Source organism: Lysobacter sp. H23M47 (genome assembly GCF_015209765.1).
Lineage (GTDB): Bacteria > Pseudomonadota > Gammaproteobacteria > Xanthomonadales > Xanthomonadaceae > Novilysobacter > Novilysobacter avium.
In genome coordinates this window covers 2,646,146-2,671,998 of sequence record NZ_CP063658.1, presented here as the reverse complement: position 1 = coordinate 2,671,998, position 25,853 = coordinate 2,646,146, and the positions used below count along the sequence as shown (strand labels likewise).

Annotated in this window: 25 protein-coding genes; 12 read left to right on the top strand and 13 right to left on the bottom strand. The window is 69.0% G+C overall.

Annotated features, from left to right (window positions below; genetic code table 11):
* Positions 1 to 14: 14 nt before the first annotated feature.
* Both INQ43_RS12060 and INQ43_RS12055 read right to left on the bottom strand, forming a co-directional pair.
* Positions 15 to 1,529 (bottom strand): YifB family Mg chelatase-like AAA ATPase, encoded by a 1,515-nt coding sequence (locus tag INQ43_RS12060; RefSeq protein ID WP_194036602.1) that lies wholly within the window; start codon positions 1,527 to 1,529, stop codon positions 15 to 17.
* Positions 1,530 to 1,538: 9 nt separating this feature from the next.
* Positions 1,539 to 1,838 carry an accessory factor UbiK family protein gene (locus tag INQ43_RS12055; protein ID WP_194034487.1) on the bottom strand — a complete coding sequence of 100 codons (300 nt, stop codon included), beginning with the start codon at positions 1,836 to 1,838 and terminating at the stop codon, positions 1,539 to 1,541.
* A gap of 176 nt (positions 1,839 to 2,014) precedes the next feature.
* On the opposite strand from INQ43_RS12055, the gene INQ43_RS12050 reads away from it, so the two are divergent.
* Positions 2,015 to 2,353, top strand: coding sequence for a P-II family nitrogen regulator (locus INQ43_RS12050; protein ID WP_043958974.1), 339 nt, complete (start codon positions 2,015 to 2,017; stop codon positions 2,351 to 2,353).
* Positions 2,354 to 2,375: 22 nt separating this feature from the next.
* Complete coding sequence (locus INQ43_RS12045; RefSeq protein WP_194036601.1) at positions 2,376 to 4,280, top strand: DUF4153 domain-containing protein; 1,905 nt, start codon at positions 2,376 to 2,378, stop codon at positions 4,278 to 4,280.
* Between the two features lie 6 nt (positions 4,281 to 4,286).
* On the opposite strand, the gene speE is transcribed toward INQ43_RS12045, so the two are convergent.
* A complete protein-coding gene (gene speE / locus INQ43_RS12040; RefSeq protein WP_194036600.1) occupies positions 4,287 to 5,138 on the bottom strand; it encodes a polyamine aminopropyltransferase in 852 nt (283 codons plus the stop codon).
* 175 nt (positions 5,139 to 5,313) lie between these two features.
* On the opposite strand from speE, the gene speA reads away from it, so the two are divergent.
* Entirely contained in the window at positions 5,314 to 7,203 is a 1,890-nt protein-coding gene (gene speA, locus INQ43_RS12035; protein ID WP_194036599.1) for an arginine decarboxylase, read from the top strand.
* 45 nt (positions 7,204 to 7,248) lie between these two features.
* Positions 7,249 to 8,103 (top strand): NAD(P)-dependent oxidoreductase, encoded by an 855-nt coding sequence (locus INQ43_RS12030; RefSeq protein ID WP_194034483.1) that lies wholly within the window; start codon positions 7,249 to 7,251, stop codon positions 8,101 to 8,103.
* 113 nt (positions 8,104 to 8,216) lie between these two features.
* Here the strand turns inward: INQ43_RS12030 and INQ43_RS12025 are convergent, their stop codons facing one another.
* Together INQ43_RS12025 and argS are read right to left on the bottom strand one after the other, a co-directional pair.
* Complete coding sequence (locus INQ43_RS12025; protein WP_194034482.1) at positions 8,217 to 9,026, bottom strand: SPOR domain-containing protein; 810 nt, start codon at positions 9,024 to 9,026, stop codon at positions 8,217 to 8,219.
* Complete coding sequence (gene argS / locus INQ43_RS12020) at positions 9,027 to 10,712, bottom strand: arginine--tRNA ligase (protein ID WP_194036598.1); 1,686 nt, start codon at positions 10,710 to 10,712, stop codon at positions 9,027 to 9,029.
* Positions 10,713 to 10,986: 274 nt separating this feature from the next.
* Here argS and INQ43_RS12015 point away from each other — a divergent pair, with 274 nt between their 5' ends.
* Both INQ43_RS12015 and INQ43_RS12010 read left to right on the top strand, forming a co-directional pair.
* On the top strand, positions 10,987 to 11,937 hold the full coding sequence (locus INQ43_RS12015; protein WP_194036597.1) for an alpha/beta fold hydrolase: 951 nt from the start codon (positions 10,987 to 10,989) through the stop codon (positions 11,935 to 11,937).
* Positions 11,930 to 13,669 carry a fatty acid CoA ligase family protein gene (locus INQ43_RS12010; RefSeq protein ID WP_194036596.1) on the top strand — a complete coding sequence of 580 codons (1,740 nt, stop codon included), beginning with the start codon at positions 11,930 to 11,932 and terminating at the stop codon, positions 13,667 to 13,669. Before INQ43_RS12015 ends, INQ43_RS12010 begins: the two co-directional genes overlap by 8 nt.
* A gap of 177 nt (positions 13,670 to 13,846) precedes the next feature.
* Here the strand turns inward: INQ43_RS12010 and glyS are convergent, their stop codons facing one another.
* On the bottom strand, positions 13,847 to 15,913 hold the full coding sequence (gene glyS, locus INQ43_RS12005) for a glycine--tRNA ligase subunit beta (protein WP_194037687.1): 2,067 nt from the start codon (positions 15,911 to 15,913) through the stop codon (positions 13,847 to 13,849).
* 23 nt (positions 15,914 to 15,936) lie between these two features.
* A complete protein-coding gene (gene glyQ / locus INQ43_RS12000) occupies positions 15,937 to 16,887 on the bottom strand; it encodes a glycine--tRNA ligase subunit alpha (RefSeq protein ID WP_194036595.1) in 951 nt (316 codons plus the stop codon).
* Between the two features lie 154 nt (positions 16,888 to 17,041).
* Here glyQ and INQ43_RS11995 point away from each other — a divergent pair, with 154 nt between their 5' ends.
* The 4 genes from INQ43_RS11995 to INQ43_RS11980 all read left to right on the top strand — a co-directional run bounded on the left by INQ43_RS11995 (position 17,042) and on the right by INQ43_RS11980 (position 19,593).
* Positions 17,042 to 17,725, top strand: coding sequence for a glutamine amidotransferase (locus tag INQ43_RS11995; RefSeq protein ID WP_255518501.1), 684 nt, complete (start codon positions 17,042 to 17,044; stop codon positions 17,723 to 17,725).
* A gap of 11 nt (positions 17,726 to 17,736) precedes the next feature.
* Entirely contained in the window at positions 17,737 to 18,582 is an 846-nt protein-coding gene (locus INQ43_RS11990; RefSeq protein ID WP_228062521.1) for a BPSS1780 family membrane protein, read from the top strand.
* Between the two features lie 85 nt (positions 18,583 to 18,667).
* Positions 18,668 to 19,162, top strand: coding sequence for a hypothetical protein (locus INQ43_RS11985; RefSeq protein WP_194036592.1), 495 nt, complete (start codon positions 18,668 to 18,670; stop codon positions 19,160 to 19,162).
* Positions 19,117 to 19,593 (top strand): hypothetical protein, encoded by a 477-nt coding sequence (locus INQ43_RS11980; RefSeq protein ID WP_194036591.1) that lies wholly within the window; start codon positions 19,117 to 19,119, stop codon positions 19,591 to 19,593. Before INQ43_RS11985 ends, INQ43_RS11980 begins: the two co-directional genes overlap by 46 nt.
* Positions 19,594 to 19,635: 42 nt before the next feature.
* Here INQ43_RS11980 and INQ43_RS11975 read toward each other — a convergent pair whose 3' ends face one another.
* The 5 genes from INQ43_RS11975 to INQ43_RS11955 form a co-directional block, all read right to left on the bottom strand.
* Entirely contained in the window at positions 19,636 to 20,328 is a 693-nt protein-coding gene (locus tag INQ43_RS11975; RefSeq protein ID WP_194036590.1) for an RDD family protein, read from the bottom strand.
* Positions 20,325 to 21,080 (bottom strand): twin-arginine translocase subunit TatC, encoded by a 756-nt coding sequence (gene tatC, locus INQ43_RS11970; RefSeq protein ID WP_194037686.1) that lies wholly within the window; start codon positions 21,078 to 21,080, stop codon positions 20,325 to 20,327. Before tatC ends, INQ43_RS11975 begins: the two co-directional genes overlap by 4 nt.
* 32 nt (positions 21,081 to 21,112) lie before the next feature.
* A complete protein-coding gene (gene tatB / locus INQ43_RS11965; protein ID WP_194036589.1) occupies positions 21,113 to 21,622 on the bottom strand; it encodes a Sec-independent protein translocase protein TatB in 510 nt (169 codons plus the stop codon).
* 44 nt (positions 21,623 to 21,666) lie between these two features.
* On the bottom strand, positions 21,667 to 21,927 hold the full coding sequence (gene tatA, locus INQ43_RS11960) for a Sec-independent protein translocase subunit TatA (RefSeq protein ID WP_194036588.1): 261 nt from the start codon (positions 21,925 to 21,927) through the stop codon (positions 21,667 to 21,669).
* 102 nt (positions 21,928 to 22,029) lie between these two features.
* Positions 22,030 to 22,932 (bottom strand): lipid-binding SYLF domain-containing protein, encoded by a 903-nt coding sequence (locus INQ43_RS11955; RefSeq protein ID WP_194036587.1) that lies wholly within the window; start codon positions 22,930 to 22,932, stop codon positions 22,030 to 22,032.
* A 159-nt stretch (positions 22,933 to 23,091) separates the two neighbouring features.
* On the opposite strand from INQ43_RS11955, the gene hemH reads away from it, so the two are divergent.
* Together hemH and INQ43_RS11945 are read left to right on the top strand one after the other, a co-directional pair.
* On the top strand, positions 23,092 to 24,075 hold the full coding sequence (hemH, locus tag INQ43_RS11950) for a ferrochelatase (RefSeq protein WP_194036586.1): 984 nt from the start codon (positions 23,092 to 23,094) through the stop codon (positions 24,073 to 24,075).
* Positions 24,072 to 24,944, top strand: a complete 873-nt coding sequence (locus tag INQ43_RS11945; protein ID WP_228062520.1) for an alpha/beta hydrolase — start codon at positions 24,072 to 24,074, stop codon at positions 24,942 to 24,944. The genes hemH and INQ43_RS11945 overlap by 4 nt, the downstream gene beginning before the upstream one ends.
* A gap of 88 nt (positions 24,945 to 25,032) precedes the next feature.
* On the opposite strand, the gene INQ43_RS11940 is transcribed toward INQ43_RS11945, so the two are convergent.
* The gene (locus tag INQ43_RS11940) at positions 25,033 to 25,845 is read right to left on the bottom strand and encodes a SprT family zinc-dependent metalloprotease (RefSeq protein WP_194036585.1); all 813 of its coding nucleotides are present in this window, start codon (positions 25,843 to 25,845) and stop codon (positions 25,033 to 25,035) included.
* Positions 25,846 to 25,853: the final 8 nt, after the last annotated feature.

Genomic DNA, 25,853 nt, shown 5'->3' with positions numbered 1-25,853 from the left:
GCGCGGTCAATCCTTCAGGCCGTTGCCACCGGGAACCCGCGATCCACTCGCCGATAACCGATCGCCTCGCTCAGGTGGATGGTCTGGATCTGCGGACTGCCGGCCAGGTCGGCGACCGTCCGCGCCACCCGCATGATCCGGTGCATCGAGCGTGCCGACAGGTGGAGGGTGTCGATCGCGCGTTCCAGCAGGGCGAAGTCGGCCTCGGCCAAGCGGCAGGTCGCACCGGTCTCTGACTGACTGAGGTGGGCGTTGGCCTTGCCCGCACGCTCCAGCTGCAGCTTGCGGGCGGCGACCACCCGCTCGCGGACGGTATCGCTGTTCTCGGCAGGCGCGGCATCCGGTCGCAGCTCCGATGGCGGCAGCCGCGGCACCTCGACGTGCAGGTCGATCCGGTCCATCAGCGGCCCGGAAATGCGCGCGCGGTAATTCACGACCATGTCGGGGCTGCAGCGGCAGCGCCCGCTGGGGTCGCCGGCCCAGCCACAGGGGCAGGGGTTCATGGCCGCCACCAGCTGGAAGCGCGCCGGGAACTCGACGCTGCGGGCGGCGCGCGAGATGGTGACGGTGCCCGACTCCAGCGGCTCGCGCAGCACCTCCAGCGTGCGCCGGCTCCATTCGGGCAGCTCGTCCAGAAACAGTACGCCGTTGTGCGCCATGGAAATTTCGCCCGGTCGCGGCTCGGCGCCACCGCCGACCAGCGCGACCGCACTGGCCGTGTGGTGCGGGGAGCGGAACGGGCGTTCCCGCCACAGCGACGCGTCCACGCCACGTCCGCCCAGCGAAGCGACGGCCGCCGAATCCAGCGCTTCGGCATCGCTGGCCACCGGCAGCAAACCCGGCAAGCGGGATGCGAGGAGGGTCTTTCCACAGCCTGGCGGCCCCACGAGTAGCAGGTGGTGACCACCGGCCGCCGCCACCTCAAGCGCGCGGCGCGCATGCGCCTGGCCGCGCACGTCGGCCAGGTCCGGTCCGAGGCGCCGACTCGGGGCTGGAGCTTCGGCCCGTGGCAGCGATTTATGCCCTGACAACATCGCGCACACTTCCAGCAGCGTGCGCGCGGTCCGCGTCTCCACCCCGCTGACCAGTGCGGCTTCGGCTCCGTTGGCGGGTGGCACGACCAGTTTGCGACCGGCCTGGGCAGCGGCCAGCGCGGCCGGCAGCACCGCGTCCACCGCGCGCAACTCGCCGGTCAGGCCCAGCTCGCCGAGGAACTCGTATTCACCCAAGGCCTCCAGCGGGATCTGTCCACTGGCGGCGAGGATTCCCAGCGCGATCGGCAGGTCGAAGCGGCCGCCGCCCTTGGGCAGGTCGGCGGGGGCGAGGTTGACGGTGATCCGCCGGGCCGGGAACTCGAACTGGGCGCACTGGATCGCGGCACGCACGCGCTCACGCGATTCGCGCACCGCGGTTTCCGGCAGGCCGACGATCGACATCGACGGCAGCCCGCCACCCAGATGCACCTCCACGCGGACCGGGGCGGCACGGATGCCCGATCGCGCACGGCTGTGCACGAGTGCCAGGTTCATAAGGGCAGGTCAGTGGCGCGGCGGCGCGGAAGGATCGGCGCTTGCAGCGCCGCCGCTCACGCGCGAGCCCAGTTGCGCTTCCAACTCGGCCACGGTGCGCTGCAACTGGTCCAGTTTTTCCCGCGTGTGCAACAGGACCGCGCGCTGCACATCGAACTCCTCGCGCGTCACCAGATCCAGCCGCGACAACCCGGACTGCAGGACGGACTTGAAGTTCTGCTGCAGTTCGTCCCGGCCCTCGCGCAGGCTGGGCGGCACCAGGCCGCTGAGACGGCGTGCAAGTTCATCGATGTGGTTGAGATCAATCATGTTGGCTCCTCCGGCAATGGTTCAACATTGGGTCGCGCGAAGTCACCCCACAATCGGCCGGGCCCGCGATCGGCTGTCGGAATAGTCTGACAAACCGGACGCCCAGTTTACCGCAGCGGCCGCCGGGCTTCGCGCTATCCTCGTCGCCACGATGCCCTGCAGCCCCGGAGTTCCCGATGAAGATGGTCATGGCGGTGATCAAGCCGTTCAAGCTCGATGACGTGCGCGAGGCGCTTGCCGAGGCGGGGGCGGCGGGCATCACGGCCACCGAGGTCAAGGGCTTCGGCCGGCAGAAAGGGCACACCGAGCTGTACCGCGGTGCCGAGTACGTGGTCGACTTCCTGCCAAAGATCAAGCTGGAAGTGGCGATCACCGACGACCAGGTCGACACCGTGGTCGAGGCGATCATGAAGACCGCCGGCACCGGCAAGATCGGCGACGGCAAGATCTTCGTCTGGGATCTGGACCGTGTCGTGCGCATCCGCACTGGCGAGCTGGATGCCGATGCGCTCTGAGCGCGCGCGAGCGGACCAATTGATGAGTCCGGTCGAGGAACCGTTGCCGCGCCAGGTGCAGCTTTTCATCGTCCTGCTGGCGCTGCTGCAGGCGCTTGCCCTGTGGATTGTCTGGGTGGGGGTGGAGCGGGACTGGCCGCTGCTCGGCGCACTGGGCACCCGTGTGTGCTGGTACACGCTGGTGCTGTCGGTGCCCACGGCGATGGCCTTGTCGGTGCAGCGCCTGGACGACGCGCGCTTCTGGCAGAACACGGCGCTCGTGGGGGTCGTGTTCCTTGCGCTGGGCGCCTGGGTCGCGCGGGCGGCCACCGGCGCGCCGGGGCTGGAGGCCTCCGCCGTACTGACACCGTTCGCGATCAGCATGGCCGCGGCGCTGTTCGTGGCCGGTCCGTTCCTGCAATGCCGCCAGGCGCACGGTCGCTGGTGCGCGCCGTATCCGGAACTGTTCGCCCACGCCTGGCAGAACCTGCTGACCTTGCTGGTCGCGGGCTTCTTCACCGGCATCTGCTGGGCGGTACTGGGCCTGTGGGCCGGGCTGTTCACGCTGATAGGCGTGGAATTTTTTGCCGACCTGTTTACCGGCACCGCGTTCGCCTATCTGGCCACGGGGCTGTTCGCCGGCCTGGGGGTGCTGGTCGGACGCAGCCAGGCGCGACCGGTGCAGGTGATGCGACGGCTGCTGATCGCGATCTTCACCGGCCTGTTTCCGCTGCTGGCCGCCATCGCGGTGCTGTTCGTAGTGACCCTGCCGTTTACCGGTCTGGAGCCGCTATGGAGCACCCGCTCGGCGGCCACGGTCTTGATGGCGCTGCTCGTGGCGATGGTCGTATTCGCCAACGCGGTCTACCAGGACGGTGACGATCCCGCCCCTTACCCGCGTCCGCTGCGGGTGCTGGCGGCGGCCGGGCTGGTGGTGCTGCCGGTATTCGCCGTGCTGGCACTGGTCGCGCTGGGCCTGCGCGTCGGCCAGTACGGCTGGAGCGTGGAGCGCATCTGGGCCGCGATCGCAGCGGCGATCCTCACCGTGCACGCGTTTGGTTATGCCTGGGCGGCGCTGGACCGGCGCGGTCGCTGGCTGGCGCGCATTGAGCCGGTAAACGTCACCGCCGCGCTGGCCGGGCTCCTGCTGGTGTTGTTGGCCAATTCGCCGGTGCTCGACCCGCAGCGCATCGCCGCTGCCAGCCAGGCCCAGCGCCTGCTCGATGGGCGTACCCGTGCGGATGATTTCGATGAGGCCTACCTGCGCTACCGCTCCGGTCGTGCGGGATACAAGACGCTGCAGGGATTGTCGAAGGCACCGCAGGTCACGTCGAACGCCGGGCTGGCGGATCGCATCGAGCGCGCCCTGCTGCAGACCGAGCGTTACCAGCCGTGGAATTCGGACGGGGAGACCACAGCCACGGGGGAGGACCGGGCGTCACTGCAGCCCGGCGCAATCCCGGTGATCGGGCCCGAGCCGGAGACCGGCTGGTGGGACGCCCTGGCGGCGCGCGACCTGGATGCCGTGGGTTGTGGGCAACCGGGAAGTGACTGCATCGCCATCGTGCGCGACCTGGACGCGGACGGCGTGCTGGACGTGCTGCTGTGCCACCTGGGCGTCGACCACACCGTGCACTGCCGCGTGCACGCACGCGAAAACGGCACCTGGTACGACATCGCACCGGTGGTGATGTTCGACGATGGCACGCGCAAGTTGTCAGGCGCACTGCGGCGCGGCGAAGTGACGCTGGTGCCGCGGCGGTGGCCCGACCTGGAGGTTGCCGGGCAGCGCAGCGCGATCGAGGATCCATCGGCCGAGCCGGCGGAGCCGGTTGCAGCGATCGATTCAGCTGATCGCGTCAATCACGTCGATCGCGTCCACGAAGCCGATTCGGCCGACCCAATCAGTCCACCCGAGCCGGCGGATCCCGTCGATCCGGCCCACTGAGCGGAATCAGCCCTCCAGTGCTTCTGCCACGAACGGCGGCAACGTTGCCGCGCCGCGATGGATGTCGGCGCTGTAGTACTTGCTGGCGAAGGTTTTGGCCCGCGCATCGGCCTCGCGGAAGTCGAAGCCCTGGCCCTTGCGCGCCAGCGTGCAGCTCCACCAGCCGGTGGGGTAGCACGGCTGCGGGAAGGGTAGCGTCTGGAACGAGGTGAAGCCGGCCTTGCCCATCTCCGCGCGCATCGCCTTGATCAGGTCGAGCAGCACCAGCGGTGATTCGGATTGCTGGACCAGGATGCCGTCGTCCTTGAGCGCACGGAAGCACGACTCGAAGAAGGACTTGTTGAACAGTCCCTCAGCCGGGCCGACCGGATCGGTGGAATCGACGATGACCACGTCAAGGCTGCCGGGCGCGCAGTGCTTCATGTGGGCGATGCCGTCATCGAACAGCAGCTGCGCGCGGGGATCGTCGTTGGAATCGCACAGCTCGGGGAAGTACTTCTCCGACATCCGGGTGACCTGCTCGTCGATGTCGCACTGCACCGCGCTCTCCACGCCCGGGTGCTTCAGCACCTCGCGCAGGGTGCCGCAGTCGCCGCCACCGATGATGACGACCTGCTTCGGATCGGCGTGGGTGAACAGCGCCGGGTGCGACATCATCTCGTGGTATAGGAAGTTGTCGCGGCTGGTCAGCATCACCGCGCCATCGATCAGCATCAGGTTGCCCCAGTCGGTGGTCTCGAAGATCTCGATCTTCTGGAACGGCGACTGCACCTCGTCCAGCTTGCGGGTGATGCGGAAGCCGATCGCCGAGCCGGAGGGCTCGAAGTTCTCGTAGTGCCACGTCGTCTCAGCGTTCATTGCAGTTCGTCCAGTGTTGGCGGCCACATTCCGGTCGGCGGACACCGAGTGCGTGGCGGAGGGAAGGGCGCGAATTGTAACCAACGCGCCGCAACAGGCCGTGATCTGCGTCGTGACGTCCCGGGCCCGCGTGGGGCGATAGAATGCCCGTCCCCCCGCTGCCGGTAGCATGCCGATGTCCCACTGGTCGATCGATCAGGCCCGCAAGACCTACTCCGTCCCGCATTGGAGCGAGGGGTACTTCGACGTCGACGACCAGGGCCGGGTGACGGTGCGGCCGCGAGGGGCGAATGGACCCGAGGTGGCGTTGGCGGAGGTGGTCGACCAGGCGCGCGCCAATGGCGCCAAGCTGCCGCTGCTGGTGCGCTTCCCCGACATCCTCGGCGACCGCCTGGGCAAGCTGCAGGCGGCGTTCGCCCAGGCGATGGCCGATGCGGACTACGCGGGCGGCTACACCGCGGTGTACCCGATCAAGGTCAACCAGCATCAGGGCGTGGCGGGAACGCTGGCCTCGCACCACGGCGAGGGCTTCGGCCTGGAGGCGGGCAGCAAGCCCGAGCTGATGGCGGTGCTGGCGCTGAGCCGTCCCGGCGGCCTGATCGTGTGCAACGGCTACAAGGACCGTGAATACATCCGCCTGGCGCTGATCGGCCGCAAGCTGGGCATGGAGACCTTCATCGTCATCGAGAAGCCCTCCGAGCTGGCGCTCGTGCTGGAGGAGTCCGAGGCGCTCGGGGTCAAGCCCGGGATCGGCGTGCGCATGCGCCTGGCCAGCCTGGGCGCGGGCAAGTGGCAGAACAGCGGCGGCGACAAGGCCAAGTTCGGCCTGACCCCGCGCCAGGTGCTGGACCTGTGGAAAAGCCTGCGCGAGGCCGGGATGACCGACTGCCTGGGCCTGCTGCATTTCCACATGGGCTCGCAGATCTCCAACGTGCGCGACATAGCCAGCGGCATCCGCGAGGCGACCCGTTATCTGGTCGAGCTGTCCAAGCTGGGCGCGACCGTGCGCTACATGGACGTCGGCGGCGGGCTGGGCATCGACTACGAGGGCACCCGCTCACGCAGCTATTACTCGATCAACTACGGCGTGCAGCAGTACGCATCCAGCATCGTCCAGCCGTTGGCCGATGCGTGCATCGAGCACGGCCTGACGCCGCCGCGCATCGTCACCGAATGCGGGCGTGCGATGACCGCGCACCACGCGGTGCTGATCGCCAACGTCTCCGAGGTCGAGCCCGCGCCGGAAGGCCGCGTGCCCGACGAGCACGACGATGAGCCGGCGGTCATCCGCCACCTGCGCGGAATCCACGCCGAGCTGGATTCGCGCCCGGCGGTGGAGCTGTTCCACGAGGCCGTGCACTTCCACTCCGAAGGCTTGACCGCCTACGCGCTGGGCCAGATCGACCTGGTCCACCGCGCCCGCATCGACGACCTGTTCTACCTGATCGCCCACCGCGTGCGCGAGCGCCTCAGCTCCGGCGAGAAGAGCCACCAGGCGGTGCTGGACGAGCTCAATCAGCGGCTGGTGGACAAGTACTTCGTCAACTTCAGCGTGTTCGAGTCGATGCCAGACGTCTGGGCGATCCAGCAGGTGTTTCCGATCATGCCGATCGAGCGTCTGGACGAGGCGCCGCAGCGGCGCGGGGTGATCGCCGACCTGACCTGCGACTCGGACGGGCGCATCGACACCTACGTCGGCAACGAGACGCTGGACACCTCGATGGCGATCCATTCGCTCAATCCCGGCGAGAGCTACCGGCTGGGGTTCTTCCTGGTGGGCGCCTACCAGGAGATCCTCGGCGACATCCACAACCTGTTTGGCGACACCGACGCGGTGGCGGTGCAGATCGACGGCGACGGTTACCAGTTGACCCAGCAGCGCCGCGGCGACACCACCGACGTGATGCTCGACTATGTCGGCTACTCGCTTGGCGAGCTGCGCGCCAGCTACCGGGCCAAGGTCGCCGCCGCGGATCTACCCGCCGACGAGGCCGAGCGCCTGAACGCCGCGCTGGAAGCCGGCCTGACCGGATACACCTACCTCAGCGACGCGCCACTGGCGTAGTCGCGGGGCCCTGCATCAACGCCTGGACCAGGCACGAGGAACTGCATGAAAACCGGATTCATTGGCCTGGGCGCGATGGGCGCACCGATGGCTCGCTACCTGCACGCGCGCGGCCTGTTGACCGTGGTCGGCAACCGCACCCAGTCCAAGGCCGACGCACTGGCCAGGGAACTGGAAGTGCGTGCGGCGCGCTCGGCCGACAACTTCGCCGACTGCGACGTGGTCGCGATGTGTGTCTCGCTGGACGCCGACGTGCTCGAGAACGTCCAGGCGCTGGCGCAGGTGCTCAAGCCGGGCGCGGTGGTGGTGGATCACTCCACCGTCTCCGTGCAGACGGCGCGGCGCGCCGCGGCGATGCTGCACGAGCACGGCATCGGCTTCGTCGACGCGCCGGTATCGGGCGGCGTGGAAGGTGCGCGCAACGGCAAGCTGTCGGTGATGGCCGGCGGCGACGCGGAGGCGATCGAGAAGGTGCGACCCGTGCTGGAGGCCTACGCCAGCCGGATCAGCCACATGGGCGCGACCGGCGCCGGCCAGGCGACCAAGGCGGTCAACCAGGTGCTGGTGGCCGGCATCAACGAGGCGGTCTGCGAGGGACTCGCGCTCGGCGAGAAGCTCGGCCTGGACGCCGAGCGCCTGCTGCCCACGCTGATGGCGGGCGCGGCCGGCAACTGGTTCCTGGAGAAACGCGGCGGCACGATGATGCGCAGCGAGTTCGCGCCTGGCTTCAAGAGCGCGCACATGCTCAAGGATCTGCGCATCGTCCGCGACATCGCCCGCGAGGCATCGATCCAGCTGTCGACGCTGGAGTTGGCGCTGGCCGACTACGGTCGCCTGGTCGACCAGGGTGACGGCGACAGCGATACGTCGGCGCTGATCAAGCTCAAGCGCGGCAACTGAGTTTCGCCGCGCCTGCGGCCGCGGCGTCCACCGGTGCGTGCGGCCGCGAGCCGCTACCAGTTACCGGCCACCGGCCACCGGCCACCGGCAGTGCGGCAGTGCGGCAGCCGGGCCTACTGGGCCTTGATCGCCATTGCCGACACGCCGCTGCTGGCGAGTTTGCGCTTGGCATCGGCCAGATCGCCGGCACTGCCGTAGGGGCCCATGCGCACGCGATAGACCGTGTTGCCGTTGATCTGCGCCGGCTCCACGCGGGCGCTCAGGCCCATCATCGCGAGCTGCGCCTTCAGCTCCTCGGCCTGGCCGGAAGCCTGGAAGGCGCCGGCCTGCAGCAGGTAACGGCTGCCATCGGCGGCAGCGGCGACGGGCCTGGGCTCTGCCACCGCGGCCGCGGGCGTGGCCGCCGGGCTTGTTGTCGCGGCGGTGCTGGCTGGCGGCGTGGTTGGCGTCGGTGCCGGCGTCGCCGGCTCCTCGCTGACCGGCGTCGGCAGCGCCGGATCCGCCGCGTCCGGATTGCGGGCGACCGCTGCCGCGGGCGTCTCGCCGCGCAACGCGGCCGCAGCGCGCAGGGCTTCCGCGCGCTGCTCTTCGGCGCGCTCGGTAGCGGCCAGCTCGGCGTCGCTGACGGCGACTTCCTTCCCGGGAAGCAGGGTGTAGAAATCGTATTTGGGCCCGTCGCTGGCGGGCGGCTTGCCGGTGGCGCCTGGGCTCACCACGCTGTCGTCCACCGCAACCGGAGCCGGCTGCGCGTCGGGATTGGGCTGCGGGCGGAAGAAGCCATCGCCGTCGGACTTGAGCACCCTGGGCAGCAGCAGGATCGCCACGATGGTGATCAGGATGCCCAGGATCATCCATGCCCAGCCGGGCATGCCGCTGTTGCCCTGATTGCGTCGCGCCTGTGATTTACCGCGTCGTGCTGCCACTTACATCACCTCGGGGGCGCTTACGCCCAGCAATTCCAGACCGTTGGCCAGCACCTGTCGGGTCGCCATCGCCAGCACCAGACGGGCGTGGCGCTGGTTGGCATCATCCACCAGGAACTGATGGTCGTTGTAATACGACTGGAAGACTTGCGCCAGTTCCAGCAAATAGGCGGCGACCTGGTGCGGCTCCAGGTCGCGCCCGGCGGTCTCCACCACATCGGGGTAGCGCAGGATCGTCGTCACCAGCTCGTGGGTCGCGGCGTCGTCTTCCAGGCCCAGCTGCAGGCCCGCGTCGCGGTCGAATGACAGGCCGCGCTCATCCAGCTGGCGCATCAACCCGCACATCCGGGCGTGCGAGACCTGGACGTAATACACCGGGTTGTCGAGCGACTGGCTGCGGGCCAGGTCGATGTCGAAGGTCAGCTGAGAGTCGGGCTTGCGCGCGACGAGGAACCAGCGGGTGGCGTCGCGTCCGGCCTCGTCGACCAGATCGCGCAGGGTGAGGTAACTGCCGGCGCGCTTGGACAGCTTAACTTCTTCGCCGCCGCGCATGACCGTCACCATCTGGTGCAGGACGTACTCGGGCCAGCCCTGCGGGATGCCGGCATCGAGTGCCTGCAGGCCGGCGCGCACGCGGGCCAGCGAACCGTGGTGGTCGGCGCCCAGCTCGGTGATCGCGCGCTGGTAGCCGCGCTGCCATTTGCTCAGGTGGTAGGCGACGTCGGGCACGAAGTAGGTGTAGCTGCCGTCGGACTTGCGCATCACGCGGTCCTTGTCGTCACCGAAATCGGTGGTCCGCAGCCACAGCGCGCCACCGTCCTCGTAGGTGTGGCCGTTCGCGGTGAGCGCGGCGACGGTTTCCTCCACCTTGCCTTGGGTATACAGCGAGCTCTCCAGGAAATAGACGTCAAAGCCGACGCCGTAGGCGGCCAGGTCGCTGTTCTGCTCGCGCCGCAGCCAGGCGACGGCGAAGCGGCGGATCGCGTCGAGGTTGTCGGCATCGCGGGCGCCGGTGAGCGTCTCGCCGTCGAGCTCGACGCTGGCGCCGTCCAGGTAGGCCTGGGCGACGTCGGCGATGTAGTCGCCGCGATAGCCGTTCTCGGGCCACGCCGGATCATCGGTGCCGATGCCGCGGGCACGGGCCTGCACCGACAGGGCGAGGTTCTCGATCTGCACGCCGGCATCGTTGTAGTAATACTCGCGGGCCACTTCCCAGCCGTTGGCGTCCAGCACGCGGGCGATGCAGTCGCCAATCACCGCCGCGCGGCCGTGGCCGACGTGCAGCGGACCGGTCGGGTTGGCGGAGACGTACTCCACGCCGGCGCACCGGCCCTGGCCGGTGAGGTTGCGGCCGTAGCGGGCGCCCTGGGCAAACACCTCGCCCAGCTGCCGGCGCCAGGCGGCCTCGTCGATGTGGAAGTTGATGAAGCCCGGACCGGCGATCTCGACCTTGCCGATATCGGCATTGGCCGGCAGCGCGTCGAGAATCGCCTGGGCGATCGCGCGCGGATTGGAGCGCGCCGGCCTGGCCAGCAGCATCGCGGCGTTGGTCGAGAAGTCACCCTGCACGCGCGCCTTCGGTCGCTCGATGACGAAATCGGGCGTGGGCAGATCGGCGGGCAGGGTGCCGGCGGCGCGCAGGGCGTCGATGGCTTGCGCGATCAGGGCGTGCAGGGTGGCTTTCACGGAAACTCGGCGGATGCGGCGGAACCGGTCATTTTACCCGGTTCGCAAGGGCGCGTCCGGACGGTCTGGCGAGTCTTGAAGCCATGAGAGGGGGCGCCGGCGCGGGGACCGGTGCTGGTGGTTCGTTGCCGTATCCGCGGCGGCGACCCGCGACCGCAGGTCAGCGGCTGGAGGCGCGGGCCGGCGCCGCGGTGCATTCGCCGTCGCAGCCGCCGATAATGGCCCACTCTCCGCCTGGCCTCGGGTCGTCGTGCGGGACCTGCAAGAGCCGGCGATGACAGCGAGCGATTTCCCCGATTACACCTTTACGCCAGCCCGGTTCGAGGTCCGCCCGGGTATCGCGATGAGCTACCTCGACGAAGGCCCGCGCGACGGCGAGATAGTCGTGATGCTGCACGGCAATCCGTCGTGGAGCTTCTACTGGCGGCACCTGGTGCGCGGTCTGTCGGACCGCTACCGCTGCATCGTGCCGGACCACGTCGGCATGGGCCTGTCGGATCGGCCGGACGACGGGCCGGATGCCTCGCCGCGCTACGACTACACGTTGCAGTCGCGGGTGGATGACGTCGGTACGCTGCTGCGACATCTGGGCATCAGCGGCCCGGTGACGCTGGCGGTGCACGACTGGGGCGGCATGATCGGCTTCGGCTGGGCGCTGGCTCACGCTGACCGGGTCAAACGGCTGGTGGTGCTGAACACTGCGGCATTCCCGCTGCCGGCGGCCAAGCGGATGCCGAAGCGGCTGGGTTTCGGTCGCGATTCGCGCATCGGCGGCTACCTGATCCGCCGCTTCAACCTGTTCGCCCGCGGCGCGGCGTGGATGGGCACCAGGCGCTCGTTACCGGCCGACGTGCGCCGCGGCTACATCGCGCCCTACACCGGCTGGAAGAACGCCATCAGCACCCTGCGCTTCATGCAGGACATCCCGCTGGGCGAGGGCGACCGGGCCTGGCCGCTGGTCGCCGAGGCCGGACGCCGCCTGCCGGAGTTCGCCGACCGTCCAGTATTCCTGGGCTGGGGCCTGAGGGATTTCGTGTTCGACCGCCACTTCCTCAAGGGCTTCACCGACGCGCTTCCTGACGCGGAGGTGCACGCCTTCGCGGACGCCGGCCACTACGTGCTGGAAGACCGTCACGAAGTGCTGGTGCCGGCGATCCGCGCGTTCCTGGACAAGCATGCCTTGGACAACGATCCCGTGGACAGCCACCCATTGCCCCGTGACTGAGCGGGCCAACATCGCCGACGCGCTGCCGCGGCTGGCGGCGCAGCATCCGGATCGCGTCGCGATGCGCTGCCCCGGCACGCGCCGGCGCGACGGCCTGGCGAGTTACGACCTCAGCCTGACGTATGCGCAACTGGAAGCGCGCAGCAACGCGATCGCCGCGGGACTGGCGCTGCGCGGAGTCGGCCACGGCAGCCGCGTGGTGGTGATGGTGCGGCCGTCGCCGGAATTTTTTTTGCTGATGTTCGCGCTGTTCAAGGCCGGCGCTGTGCCGGTACTGGTCGATCCGGGCATCGACCGCCGGGCGCTGCGCCAATGCCTGGACGAGGCGCAGCCGGATGCCTTCATCGGCATCGGCCTGGCGCAGGTTGCGCGTCGCCTGCTGGGCTGGGCGAAGTCCGCTCGGCTGGCGATCACCACCGCGCGGCGTCCGTGGCTGAGCGATGCGACGCTGGCGCAGGTGGAGCAAGACGGGGCGCGCGTGATCGCGTCCGGTGAGGCGGCTTCGCCAGCGGCGACAGACGCCGATGACGTCGCCGCGATTCTCTTCACCAGTGGTTCCACCGGCGTGCCCAAGGGCGTGGTCTACCGGCACCGGCACTTCCTCGCCCAGGTGGCGATGCTGCGCGACGCGTTCGGCATCGTCCCCGGCGGAGTGAACCTGCCGACCTTCCCGCCGTTCGCCCTGTTCGACCCGGCGTTGGGGGTGACCTCGATCATTCCCGACATGGACCCGACCCGGCCCGCCGAGGCCGACCCGCGCAAGCTGCACGATGCGATCGATCGTTTCGGCGTGGATCAGCTGTTTGGGTCCCCGGCGCTGATGGCGGTGCTGGCGCGCCACGGCGAGCGCCTGCCGACACTGAAGCGGGTGATGTCGGCCGGTGCGCCGGTGCCGGCCGACGTGGTGGCGACACTGCGCCGGTTGTTGCCCGATGACGCGCGTTTCTGGACGCCGTACGGCGCGACCGAATGCCTGCCGGTGACGATGATCGAGGGCCGTGAGCTGCAGGCCACGCGCGAGGCGACCGAGGCCGGGGCGGGCACCTGTGTTGGGTGGCCGACCGCGCCCAACGTGGTTCGCATCATCGCGATCACCGACGCGCCGATTGGCGAGTGGTCCGACGCGTTGTGCGTGCCCCACGGCGAGGTCGGCGAAATCACGGTCGCCGGACCGACCGCGACCGACACGTATTTCAATCGCGACGCGCAGACGCGGGCTGCGAAGATCCACGAGCGTGTGGGCCGCACAGGTGACGGGCCCGATGGGTCGGATACTGCCGGACGCAAAGGTGCCACGCCCGGGACGGTTCCGACTGCGGATGACGAGCGCATCGTCCATCGCATGGGCGATCTGGGCTATTTCGATGCGCAGGGCCGGCTGTGGTTCTGCGGTCGCAAGTCGCACCGGGTGGAGAGCGCCGCCGGCCCGCTGTACACCGAGCAGGTGGAGCCGGTGTTCAACACGCATCCGCAGGTGCGGCGGACGGCGCTGGTCGGCGTCGGTGCCGTCGGCACGCAGCAGCCGATGCTGTGTGTGGAGCTGGAGGCGGACGTACCACGCGACCAGTGGCCCTCCATCGAGCGGGACCTGCGCGGGATCGCGAATATGCATCCGTCGCTGGTCATGATAGATCGCTTTGCCCTGCACCCGGGATTCCCGGTCGACATCCGCCACAACGCCAAGATCGGCCGCGAGAAGCTGGCCGTCTGGGCGGCAGCCAGGAAGCAGTGACGCGAACCGGCTGAAGGCCGCAGCAAAGCCAAGCCGAGTGGTTCGCCCCAGACGCCGTCGAGGTTGGTGACAGCTCTGCACCCAATTGCTCCACCCCTCGGCGGCTCCGCCGCCCGCTAGCGGCAGCGAGGCGTAACGGGTCGCGCAATCGGCGGCAGAACCAGCGCTTACGCCGCCTCAGACCGACAGGTGCTCGATCGCCGCCACGCTGCCGAGGCGGTCGCTCAGGCGGCGCAGCAGGGCGAGGCGGTTGCTGCGCACCGCCGGGTCGTCGGCGTTGACCATCACCTGCTCGAAGAAGGCATCCACCTGCGGCCGCAACCGTGCCAGCCGCCCGAGCACCGCGACATAGTCGCCCGCGTCCAGCAGCGGGTCGGTGTCGGCGATGGCGGCATCGATCGCATCGGCCAGCTCGCGCTCGGCGGGTTCGGCGAACAACGCGGCATCGACGGTATCGGGTACCACGCCCTCGGCCTTGCGCAGGATGTTGCGGCTGCGCTTGTTGGCCGCGGCCAGCGCCGCCGCTTCGGGCAGGGTGGCGAACTCGCCGATCGCGGCGAGGCGGCGGCCGAAGTCGGGCAGCGAGTCGTGGACGACATGGCTCACCGCCTCGAACTGCTGAGGCGACACGCCGCGGTCGGCGTAATAGCCACGCAGGCGGTCGTAGACGAAGGCGGTGATATCGAAGGCGCCGATGTCGGGATGCTGGACCGGCTGCGCGGCGAGTGCGCGCTCCACCAGGTCGTGCAGCAGCAGCTCGTGCCCGCCTTCGAGCAGCGTGCGCGCAAGGCCAAGCGCATTGCGGCGCAGCGCGAAGGGGTCCTTGTTGCCGGTCGGCTTCAGGCCCGCCGCAAAGCCGCCGGCAAGCGTATCCAGGCGTTCGGCGATCGCCAGTACCTGGCCCAGCGGCGAGGGCGCGATGGCCTCGCCGGATACGCGCGGCAGGTAGGCCTCGTCGATCGCGTTGGCGACCGCCTCCGGCTCGTTCTCGACCGCGGCGTAGTAGCGCCCGGCGATGCCCTGCAGCTCCGGAAACTCGCCCACCATCAGCGATTGCAGGTCGGCCTTGGACAGCTCGGCGGCGCGTCGCGCCTGCACCGGATCGGCGCCGATCTGGCCGGCGATCGACTCGGCCAGCGCGGCGACGCGGGCGACCTTGTCGGCCATGCTGCCCAGCTTGTTCTGGTAGGTGACCTGGGCCAGCCCCTCGACCATCGATGCCAGCCCCTGCTTCATGTCTTCCACGAAGAAGAACTTCGCATCGCTGAAGCGTGGCCGGATCACCCGCTCGTAGCCCTTGCGCACCTGCTCCACATCGGTGCTCTCGATGTTGGCGATGCCGACGAAGTGCTCGCTCAGCTTGCCGTCCGCGCCCAGCACGGGGAAGAACTTCTGGTTGGTTTCCATGGTCGCGATCAGGGCCTCGGCCGGGATCGCGAGGAATTCGGTTTCAAACCCGCAGGTCACCGCGCTGGGCCATTCGACCAGCCCGTTGACCTCTTCCAGGATGCCCGGATCGATCCGCGCCTCGCCGCCGCACGCGCTCGCTGCCGCCCGCACCTGCTGCACGATCCGTTCGCGGCGCTCGTCGGCATCCACCAGCACCTTCGCGGCACGCAGCGATTCCACGTAATCATCCGGCGCGGTGAACCACACCGGCTTGTCGTGCATGAAGCGGTGGCCGCGGCTCATGCGGTCGCTGCGCACGCCCAGCAGCTCCATCTCGACCACCTCGCTGCCCAGCAGCGCGACCAGCCAATGCACCGGGCGGGCGAAGCTGTAGTCGTGGTCGCCCCAGCGCATCGGCTTGGGGATAGGCATGGCCGCCAGCGCGTCACGGACAATGTCGCCCAGCAGATCCGCGGTGCGCGCTCCGGGTTTTACCGATCGGTGGACGAAACGCTCGCCCTTGTTGTCGGTGGTCTTCTCCAGCGCGGTCCATTCCACGCCGGCCTTGGCCGCGAAGCCCTGCAGCGCGCGGGTCGGCTGGCCTTCGCCGTCGAGGGCGGTGTTGAGGTAGGGGCCCATCACCTCGGTCGACTGCTCGGGCTGCTCGCTGGCGACGCCTGGAAGCAACACGGCGAGGCGACGCGGTGTGTACAGCGGCTTGGCCTCGTCGCGTTCGAAGGCGATGCCGCGCTTGGCGAGCCCCTCGATCACGCCGTCAAAAAACGCGCGCGCCAGGCCCGGCAGCGCCTTGACCGGCAGTTCTTCGGTGCCCAGTTCAATCAGCAGGGGCTGCATGGTGTTGGGGTCCCGAGTCGCCATCACAGTGCCTCCGCCGGGGTTGCAGCGGCCGGAGCATTCCGGACACCGGGGAAGCCGAGCTTCTCGCGCTGCGCGAAGTAGGCCTCCGCGACGCCGTGGGAGATCTTGCGCACGCGCAGGATGTAGCGCTGGCGCTCGGTCACCGAGATCGCCCGGCGGGCATCCAGCAAATTGAAGCAGTGGCTGGCCTTCATGACCTGCTCGTAGGCCGGCAGCGGCAGGTTGAGCTCCACCATCGCCAGCGCCTCGGCCTCGCACTCGTCGAACCGGCGCAGCAGCACCTCCACGTTGGCGTGCTCGAAGTTGTAGGTGCTCTGCTCGACCTCGTTCTGGTGGTAGACATCGCGGTAGGTGACCGGATGGCCGTCCGGGCCATGGGTCCAGACCAGATCGAATACGTTGTCCACGCCCTGCAGATACATGCACAGGCGCTCCAGACCGTAGGTGATCTCGCCCAGCACCGGTTTGCATTCCATGCCGCCGGCCTGCTGGAAGTAGGTGAACTGGGTCACCTCCATGCCGTTGAGCCAGACTTCCCAGCCCAGCCCCCAGGCGCCGAGCGTCGGCGATTCCCAGTTGTCCTCGACCAGCCGCAGGTCGTGCACCAGCGGGTCCACGCCGAGCGCCTTCAACGAGTCGAAATACAGCTCGACGATGTTGTCCGGGCTCGGCTTCATTGCCACCTGGTACTGGTAGTAGCGCTGTAACCGGTTGGGGTTGTCGCCGTAGCGGCCATCGGTGGGACGGCGGCAGGGCTGCACATAGGCGGCGTTCCACGGCTCCGGGCCGATCGCACGCAGGAAGGTGGCAGGGTGGAAAGTGCCGGCGCCGACCTCGAGGTCCAGCGGCTGGATCAACACGCAGCCCTGGCTGGCCCAGAACTCGTTCAGGCGCTGGATCAGCTGCTGGAAGGTCGGCGGCGCGGGGCTGCCGTGATCGGTCTGCGACATGCTGGAAAAGGCCGTGGGAACAAAGCAAGGTAGTATACGTGCGGCCCTGCGAGGGCCGTTTTTTTCTGCCACCGCGCCGCTCGCTGCGCCTCACTGGACCACTACCTTGACTGCTCCCTTCCTGATCATCGAAACCGGTCAGCCGGTCGCTTCGATGCGCCGCCATGGCACTTTCCCCCATTGGATCCGCGTTGCCAGCGGGCTGCCACGCGACCGCGCGGTGACGATCAATGTCCAGGCCGGTGACACGCTGCCCACCACCGAGGGATTCGCCGGGGTCATCGTGACCGGTTCCGACGCGATGGTCACCGAGCGTCACGACTGGAGCGAGGCCACCGCGGCCTGGCTTGCGGACGCGGCGCGTGCCGGGTTCCCGGTGTTTGGCATCTGCTACGGCCACCAGCTGCTGGCGCACGCACTGGGCGGCGAAGTCGGCAACAACCCGGCCGGTCGCGAGATGGGCACGCAGGAGATCGAACTGCTGCCGGCGGCGGCCGCCGACGCCTTGTTCGCGCCGCTGCCGGAGCGTTTCCCGGTGCAGCTGACCCATGAGCAGAGCGTGTTGCGGGCACCCGATGGCGCCACCGTGCTGGCACGCTCCGCGCTGGACGCCTGCCAGTCCTTCCGTTGGGGCGACAACGCCTGGGGGGTGCAGTTCCATCCCGAGCTCAGCGCCACTCATATGCGTGGCTACATCCAGGCGCGCAAGGTTGCGCTGCAGCGCGAGGGGCTGGATCCTGCGGCGATGGCCGCCGGTGTGGCCGCCGCGCCCGAGGGGCGGCGGGTCCTGCGCCGGTTTGTGCACCACGCCACCGCGCTGTCGCGGTCGCGCGGCTGAGGGGAGCGGGAATGAACGACATGAACGAGATCCACAAGGTGCCGATGGGTGCCGGTGCCGAGTGGCTGCTGGGCGGCATCGCACTGTTGCGCAAGGCGCCACTGACGCTGGGCCTGCTTGGCCTGATCTGGGGCGGCCTGTCGGCGCTGGGCTCGCTGGGCGGCCAGGTGTGGCTGAGCGCAATGATGGCGGTGGCCGGGCCGATCCTGTTCGGCGGGATAATCCATGCCGTGCGTGAGGTCGAGCAGGGCCGTCCGGCCACGCCGGCGCACCTGTTGCAGGGCCTGCGTGACGGCAAGGGGCCGCGCCTGCTGGCCATGCTGCTGCCGCAGTTGGCCTCGATGGTGGTGCTGGTGGTGTTGTTGGTGGCGATGGTGGGCACCGAACAGCTGGCGCGCATCTCGGCGGTGATGATCGAGCTGCAGACCAATCCCGACCCGGCCTTGGTGGAGTCCCTGCCGCTGGGCGCACTGTTCGGCTGGATGGTGGCGGCGATGGTCGTCGGCGTCGTCGCCGGGTTTTTCACCTTCGTGGCGATTCCGGAGATCATCTTCACCCCGCGCACGGCCTTCGCGGCGATGCAGCTGAGCCTGCGTGCCTGCCTGCGCAACCTGGGCGCGCTGCTGGTCATGCTGGTGCTGCTGGTGATCGGCATGATCGCGCTCAGCCTCGCCCTGCAGCTGGTGGGCGCGCTGCTGGCCTTCGCGATCGGCGCCCACGCGTCGATGTTCGCGGTGCAACTGCTGCTGATGGCGATCCTGCTGCCGGTGCTGGGCGGCGCGGTGTATCTTGCGTGGCGCCAGATGGTGGGCGACGCGCCGGTGACTGAAACGGTCGCGGGCGGCTTCGAGGCCTGACGGCGGCGCGCGAGCTCTCGGGGGAGAGCGTTTACGGCCCTGCGTCGCGGGGTTTCCAGGGATCAATCAAGGGGAGAGAAAAACGATGAGCACTCGTGCAATGGGGCCCATGGCCGGTCTGGGCTGGCTGACGCGCGCAATCAATGTCGGCCGCAACGGTCCGGGCGCGGTTTTCGGCGGTGCCGCGCTGATGACGGTGGTCGTACTCGCGGCGGTGTTCGCCGGTGTCGCCGTGCAGTTCGCCCTGGCGGCGACGATGGGAGACGGGCTCACCGGCATGATGCTGGGCACCGCCGTGATGAGCGTGCTGGTGATCGTGGTCATGGCGATGATGGTGGTCGGTTTCCTGCGCCTGCTGGACAGGGTGGAAAGTGGCAGCGGCGCGCGCGCCACGGATGTGTTCGCCGGTTTCGGTGACTTCTCCACCTCCCTGCGCACGATCGGCCTGTTCGTGATGCTGACGGTGCTGCAGAACGTGATCCTGATCGCCGTGCTGATGGCCTTCGCGGGGGATTCGTGCAGTGGTACCTGCAGATGCTGCAGTCGTCGATGGCGGGCGGCGGCGACCCGACGATGCTGAGCCAGCTGCCGGCGGGCATGGGCGTGGCCACCGTGGCGATGCTGGTGATTGGACTGGTGTTCTACGGCGTGCAGGCGATCGCGCTGGGCCAGCTGGTGTTGCGCGGGCGAGGCGTGTTTTCCGCACTGGGCGACGGGGTCGTTGGCGCGTTCAAGAACCTGTTGCCGCTGCTGGTGTTCATGATCGCCGCCATCGTGGCGATGATCCTGGTGTCGATCGCGGTCCTCCTGCTGGCCATGCTGATCGGCCTGCTGGCCAAGTTTGCCGGCGCCTGGCTGGCGGTTGTATTGGCGATCCCGCTGTACATCGCCGGCATCCTGGCCATGTACGTGGTCATGTTTGGCGCGATGTACCACCTGTGGCGGGACGTATGCGGTGGCGGCGCGGGTGCGGTCACGCATACATTGGCCAGCGAAGGCGTCGCCGCCTGACGATCCGGTGTCACGCCCCAGACGGCATCCGCCTGCGGGGCGTCACTGCAGCGACCGTTCCAATGCCAGTTGCATGGTGGCCATCGCGCTTGCCATCCACCAGGCGCCGAGCGCCAGAGAAACGGTTCCGACGAGCGCCAGCCAGGCGACCGCCCAGGCGGGCATCCCCGGCCGCGCGGCCCATACCCGGGTTGCGCTGAGTCGATCGTGCAGGGTCTGGTGCAGCGGCGGGACGGCGGCCATCAGGTGGCCGATGTTGAGGGTCAACCACGACGCGACGCCGGCGACATGCCGCAGCAGCACGCGGCCTGGGCGCAGCCGTTGCCGCCGGGCATCGGCGACCTGCAGGCCCAGCAATCGTTGCCCTGGCGTGGCCTGCCATGCCCCGGCTTCGAACGCGGTGTGGTAGATCGCCGACACCACGAACAAAGTCGCCAATGATGGCCATCCCAGCGCCCACAACGCGTGCTCCAGCCCGGCGGTCGACGCCCTGATCGAGGGGTCCTGCATCACCGTCATTCCCAGCGCCGGCAACGGCACGCCGTCGATGATTGCCCGGCCCATGGCATGGCCAGTGGCTTCGAGCAGGTCGTTCATCCGTTGCGAGAACAAGGCGACTCGACTGGAAAGAAGCGGCCAGGCCAGCAACAGCGACATCGGTCCCAGCACCGCGCCGTCCAGGGTCCAGGCGGCGCTGCGTTGCCACAGTCCGGCCGGTCCGATCGACGCCGTCATTCCGCGTCGCTGGCGGCCGCTGTCCTGTCCCCGCGCACCAGCCAGCGCGAGGCGATGATGCCGACCTCGTAGAGGGCGCACATCGGCGCGGCCAGCATCAGCTGCGAGACCACGTCGGGCGGCGTGATGACCGCCGCCAGGACGAAGATCCCGACCACGGCGTAGCCGCGCGATTCCTTCAATTGCTCAGGCGTGACCCAGCCCAGCAAGGCCGCGATGACCATCGCCACGGGTAACTCGAAGCTGGCACCGAAGGCCAGGAAGATGACCAGGACGAAGTCCAGGTACGCGCTGATGTCGGTCATCATCGCCACGCCTTCAGGCGCGATCTTGGTCAGGAAACCGAACACCGCGGGCAGCACCAGGAAGAACGCGAACGCGCAGCCGGCGTAGAACAGTGCCACCGAGGAGGCCAGCAGCGGCACGGCCAGACGCTTCTCGCGCTGGTACAGCCCCGGGGCGACGAACGCCCAGGCCTGGTACAGCAGCCAAGGCATCGAGACCATCAGGGCGGCGAAGAAGGCCAGCTTCAACGGCGCGAAAAAGGGGCTGGCGACCTCGACCGCGATCAACTGCCCGCCCGGCGGCAGCTTGGCCAGCAATGGCGCGGCCAGCGCGGCGTAGAGTTTGTTGCCGAACGGCAGCAGCAACAGCAGCACGGCGAGGAGACCGGTCACCGCGCGCAGCACGCGGCCGCGCAGTTCGATCAGGTGGTCGATCAGTCTTGGCGCGGCCTGGGTGTCATCGTCCATCGGGTCGCGCGAATCGTCCGCCGGGTTCGGGCTCATGGTCGCGGGCCCGGCTGCCGGCGCGATGAGGCGGCCGGCTGCCTTGCCAGATCGGAAGCGTCTTCCACCGGGCCAGCATCAGCGGCATCCCCCGCATCTTCGCCGCCGTCCTGTGCCGCCGTTTCCTGTGCCAGCGCAGGCGCCGCAGCGGTGGTCGCGGCACGCGTGACCGGCGCCACGGCGTCCTTTACCGACTTCTCGGCGTGTTTCACCGACTTCTCGATCCCCTGGCCTTCGCGGCGCAGGTCATCGTGCAGGTCGCGGCCCTGGTTCTTCAGCTCCGTGCCCAGCTCGCGCAGTTCGTCACGGGTCCGGGCCAGGCTCTTTTTCAGCTCATCGTCGGCCAGCTCGCGCTCCAGCTCGGACTTGACCGAGTACCACTGCGCGCGCGCACGTCGCACCCACAGCCCCGTGAAACGCGCCGCGCGAGGCAGTCGCTCGGGACCGAGCACCATGAGGGCGACGATCGCTACGATGAATAGCTCGGAAAAACCGATATCGAACATGTCAGGCCGCCGGGACTTGCGCCCGGGTCAGGAACAGTCCGCGCTCAGCGCGGAATCTGCTCGTCATCGCGCACGTCGTGCGCGGTCCTCTGATCACGCACCGGACGCTCGTCGCGGCGTGCGTCATCACCAAGCCGTGCGGGAGGCACGTTGGCATCGACATCGTCATCGTCGTGCACGCCCTTCTTGAAGCCTTTCACAGCCTCACCGAGGTCCTTGCCGACGTTTTTAAGGCGCTTGGTGCCAAACACCAGCACCACGATCAACAGCACGACTACCCAGTGCCCAATACTCATACTACCCATCGACGTGTCCGCAGAAAAACCAGAGCTTCCAGAATACCCGCAATCACCGGCCACTGCCGGTTGATCAGGGACGATTGGCCCCGGACGTTCAGCCCGGGACGTTCAGCCGTTGGGCGGCAGCGGTTCGGTTTGGATGGTTGGCGTTTGCGGGCTGTCCACCGTCTCGAACGGCTGCGGCTGCGTGGGATTGGCCACATCGGACGCATCGCGCGGGGCATTCAGCGGGCGGTTCGAAACCGGTGCGGCCGGCGCGTTGGTCGCCGTGGTGGATCCGTAGGCAGTCGGCGCGGGCGGTGCCAGTTCGTGCTTGCGCGCCGCACGGGCCGTAGCGGTCGCTTCCTCGAGCTGGTCGCGGAAGCCCACCACCGCATCGGAGGCGCGCTGGCCGGCGCGGTCCTCGAAGATCATCCGCGGCGTGGTGCCGCTGCCGTAAACGCTCTGGTTGGCGGCGTCATCGATGCTGAGCACCGCGCCGTCCAGGGCAACCCCGGCGAACAGGCCGCGCGCGCGTGACCAGGACCAGATCTCCGCTTTCAGGCCGCCATCGGTCGCCAGCCCGGTGGTCCGGCCCACCGGGCCGGCGGCTACGCTGGCATCCGCGCCCAGGGTCAGCTTGCCGTTGACGATCGAGTCCAGCCCGCGCTGGCTGGTGAATACCAGCACCACATCGGATGACTGCACGCCGGCCTGAAAGCCGATGCTGGCGCCGGTGAGCTTGACGAAGGCCGGGTTCGACCACGTCCCCTGCGGCGTCTTGATCGACACCAGACCATGGCCGCGGCGGCCGCCCAGAACCAGACCGATCTTCAGCGTGTCGGGCACGACCACGATGGCCCTGGCCTGGTCGAGCATCGCATCGGGAATGCCGGACTCCGGAATGGCCTGGATCTCGTTGAGCACGCGCACCGCGTTGCGGGCGCGCTCGTCTTCGGTTACCCCGGCAACGGCGGGTGCGGCGACGACGAATGCGAGCAGGATCACGGCAAGGCGGGGGACTATCGACATGGAGGACTCCGGAAACGGGACTGCGGATGGAACCCGACGGGTGCCGGCACATCCCCATCGACCGCAAACGCGCGTCGAAGTTCGTACCGGAGCTTTGTTCAGGCTAGTGAGGCGGCGATGAATCCTGTGGGAACCACCGGCAACTGGCATCCTATGCGGATGACTCAATCCGCTTCCCCTTCCCCCGATACCGCCGTGGTGCTGGTCAATCTTGGCACGCCGGACGCGCCCACCGCGGAGGCGGTGCGCCGCTACCTGGGCGAGTTCCTGTCCGACCGCCGCGTGGTCGCGCTGCCGCGGCTGTTCTGGCTGCCGTTGCTGCACGGGATCATCCTGCCGCGCCGCTCGCCCAAGGTCGCGCTCAAGTACGCCAGCGTGTGGCTGGACGGCGGTTCCCCGTTGGCGGTCTATACGCGTCGCCTGGCCGAGGGCGTCCAGCGCGAAATGCCCGATGTACTGGTCGTGGATGCGATGCGCTATGGCAACCCCCCGTTGACCAAGGTGCTGGAGGAGCTGCGCGGGCGCGGGATCCGCCGTGTACTCGGACTGCCGCTGTATCCGCAGTACTCGACCACCACCACGGCGACCGTCGGCGACGTGCTCGCGCGCGAGACGGCGATGCAGGTTCGCATGGTCGACGACTATCACGTGGATCCGGGTTGGGTGGCCGCGATTGCCGACTCGATCCGCGAGCATCGCGCCCGCAACGGCGCCGGGGATCACCTCGTGTTCTCCTTCCACGGCCTGCCCAAGCGGGTGATCCGCAACGGTGATCCGTACCAGCGCCAGTCCGAGGCCGGCGCCCAGGCGATCGCCAAGGCGCTGGAGCTGGAGCCGCATGAGTGGACGATCAGCTACCAGTCGCGCTTTGGCGCCGAGCGCTGGCTGGAGCCTGCGACGACCACCGCGCTGGCGGCGCTGGGCGAGCGCGGCGTGCAGCGCATCGACGTGGTCGCGCCCGGATTTGCGGCCGACTGCCTGGAGACGCTGGAGGAGATCTCCATGGAACTGGCGGACGAGGTCGCCGGGCGTGGCGGCACGCTGCGCTACATTCCGTGCCTCAACGATTCGCCGGCACACGCGCGTGTCATTGCCGGCGTCGCGCGGCGCGGCCTGGACGCCTGGCCGATGGCCCAGGCGTGAACCGCCTGCACGACTTCGTCCTTGATACCCGACTGGGTCGTCTGGCCGGCCTGCGTGCTGCGCCGGCCGGTCGGACAGTGCCGCGCGTGCTGGCCCTGCACGGCTGGCTGGACAACGCGGCCAGCTTCATCCCGCTGCACCCGTATCTGCCGGGCATCGAGCTGGTCGCACTGGACATGCCCGGCCATGGCGCCAGTGACCACTTTCCCGAGGCCGCCGAGTACACCGTGGTCAGCACCGCGCGCTCGGTGTTTGCCGCCGCCGATGCGCTGGGCTGGGACGAGTTCTCGCTGCTGGGCCACTCGCTGGGCGGGGCGGTGGCGAGCCTGATGGCGGCTGCCGCGCCGCAGCGCATCCGGCGACTGGGCACGATCGAGGCGCTGGGCGCGCTGTCGGCCGAGCAGGGGCGCCATGTCGAATCCCTGCGCGAGGCGTTTGCGCGCCCCGGCAGCCCGCGCAAGCCCTTGCGGGTGTTTCCAGATCCCGCGGCAGCCGTCCGTGCCCGTTTGCAGGCCGGGGATATCCAGGCCGACGCGGCGCGTCTGCTGGTCGAACGCGGCCTGGTTCCGGTACGCGGCGAGGGCGGCCCGCGTGGTTTCAGCTGGCGCAGCGATCCGCGCCTCACGCGCCCGACGGCCATCCGCATCAGCGAGCAGCAGGTTCGCGAGTTGTTGCGCGCAGTGGAGTGTCCGGTGCGCGTGCTTTACGCCGAACCGGCGCAGGTCTACTTCCCCGAAGCGCAGCGCCGGGCGCGCTTCGATTGCCTGCGCGACGCGCAGTTGGCCACCATGCCCGGTGGGCATCATGTGCACATGGAGCAGCCCGCCGAGGTGGCAGCGGTGTTCGCGGACTTTTTCAACGCGATCTGATCACCGGGCCTGATCAGCGCGGTTGAAGCCACGGTCACATCAGCGCGCCCGGATCGCCACGGCCCAGAGCGCGACCGGCGATGCCGACTTACGCCGTGTCGGTCCCTGTGGCAAGCAGCGAGCGCATCGTCGCCTTCAGGCGCGAGCCGTTCAGCCGCAGGTACTCACGCTCCTCGCGCCAGTGCGGCATGCGTGTCTCCACCTCGGCCCAGAATGCGGGCGAGTGGTTGGCCTGCAGGAGGTGGCAAAGCTCGTGCACCAGCACGTAGCGGTAGGCCGAAGGCCGGGCGAGCACCAGTGACAGGTCCAGCGCGAGCGAATCGTCGGGCGCCAGCGAGCCCCAGCGCGAGGACATCAGCTTGAAGCGGAACCGGCGCGGTGCGCGCGGCAGTCCGTCCAGGTAGTCCGGCAACCAGTGGGCCAGGTCGGAGCGCGCCTGGCCCTCGTAGAAATCCCGCAATGCCCGGGCCTGCGCCGCCGGTCCGGCCCGCTCGGGCAGCAGGAACACCAGCGCGTCGTCGGCCGCGGACTCGATCCGGGTGAACCGGCCGCGTTCCCAGCGCAATGGACGCTCGGCATCGCGCAGTGGCAGCGTCGTGGAGACGTCCCACAGCAGCGGCGGCGGAACGTCGCGGGTGTGCAGCTCCAGTTGCAGCGCGAGCCACTGCCGGTGCTCGTGGGCGAAGCGTGCCGCCGCACTGGCGCTGGCGCGCGGCGGCAGGGTCAGGCGCACGCCGCGGTCGCTGACCGAGAGCTTGATCCGGCGCGCGCGTGGGTCCCGGCGCCGCTCCACCTCCAGCGACTGGCCGTCGTCCAGGGTCAGCTCGAAGGTGTCGCGTTGCACGGCGCGTCCCGCGGGCGTGCGTTTGGTGCCGACCAGGCCGTGCAGGCGGCGAAGCATGGTGGTGC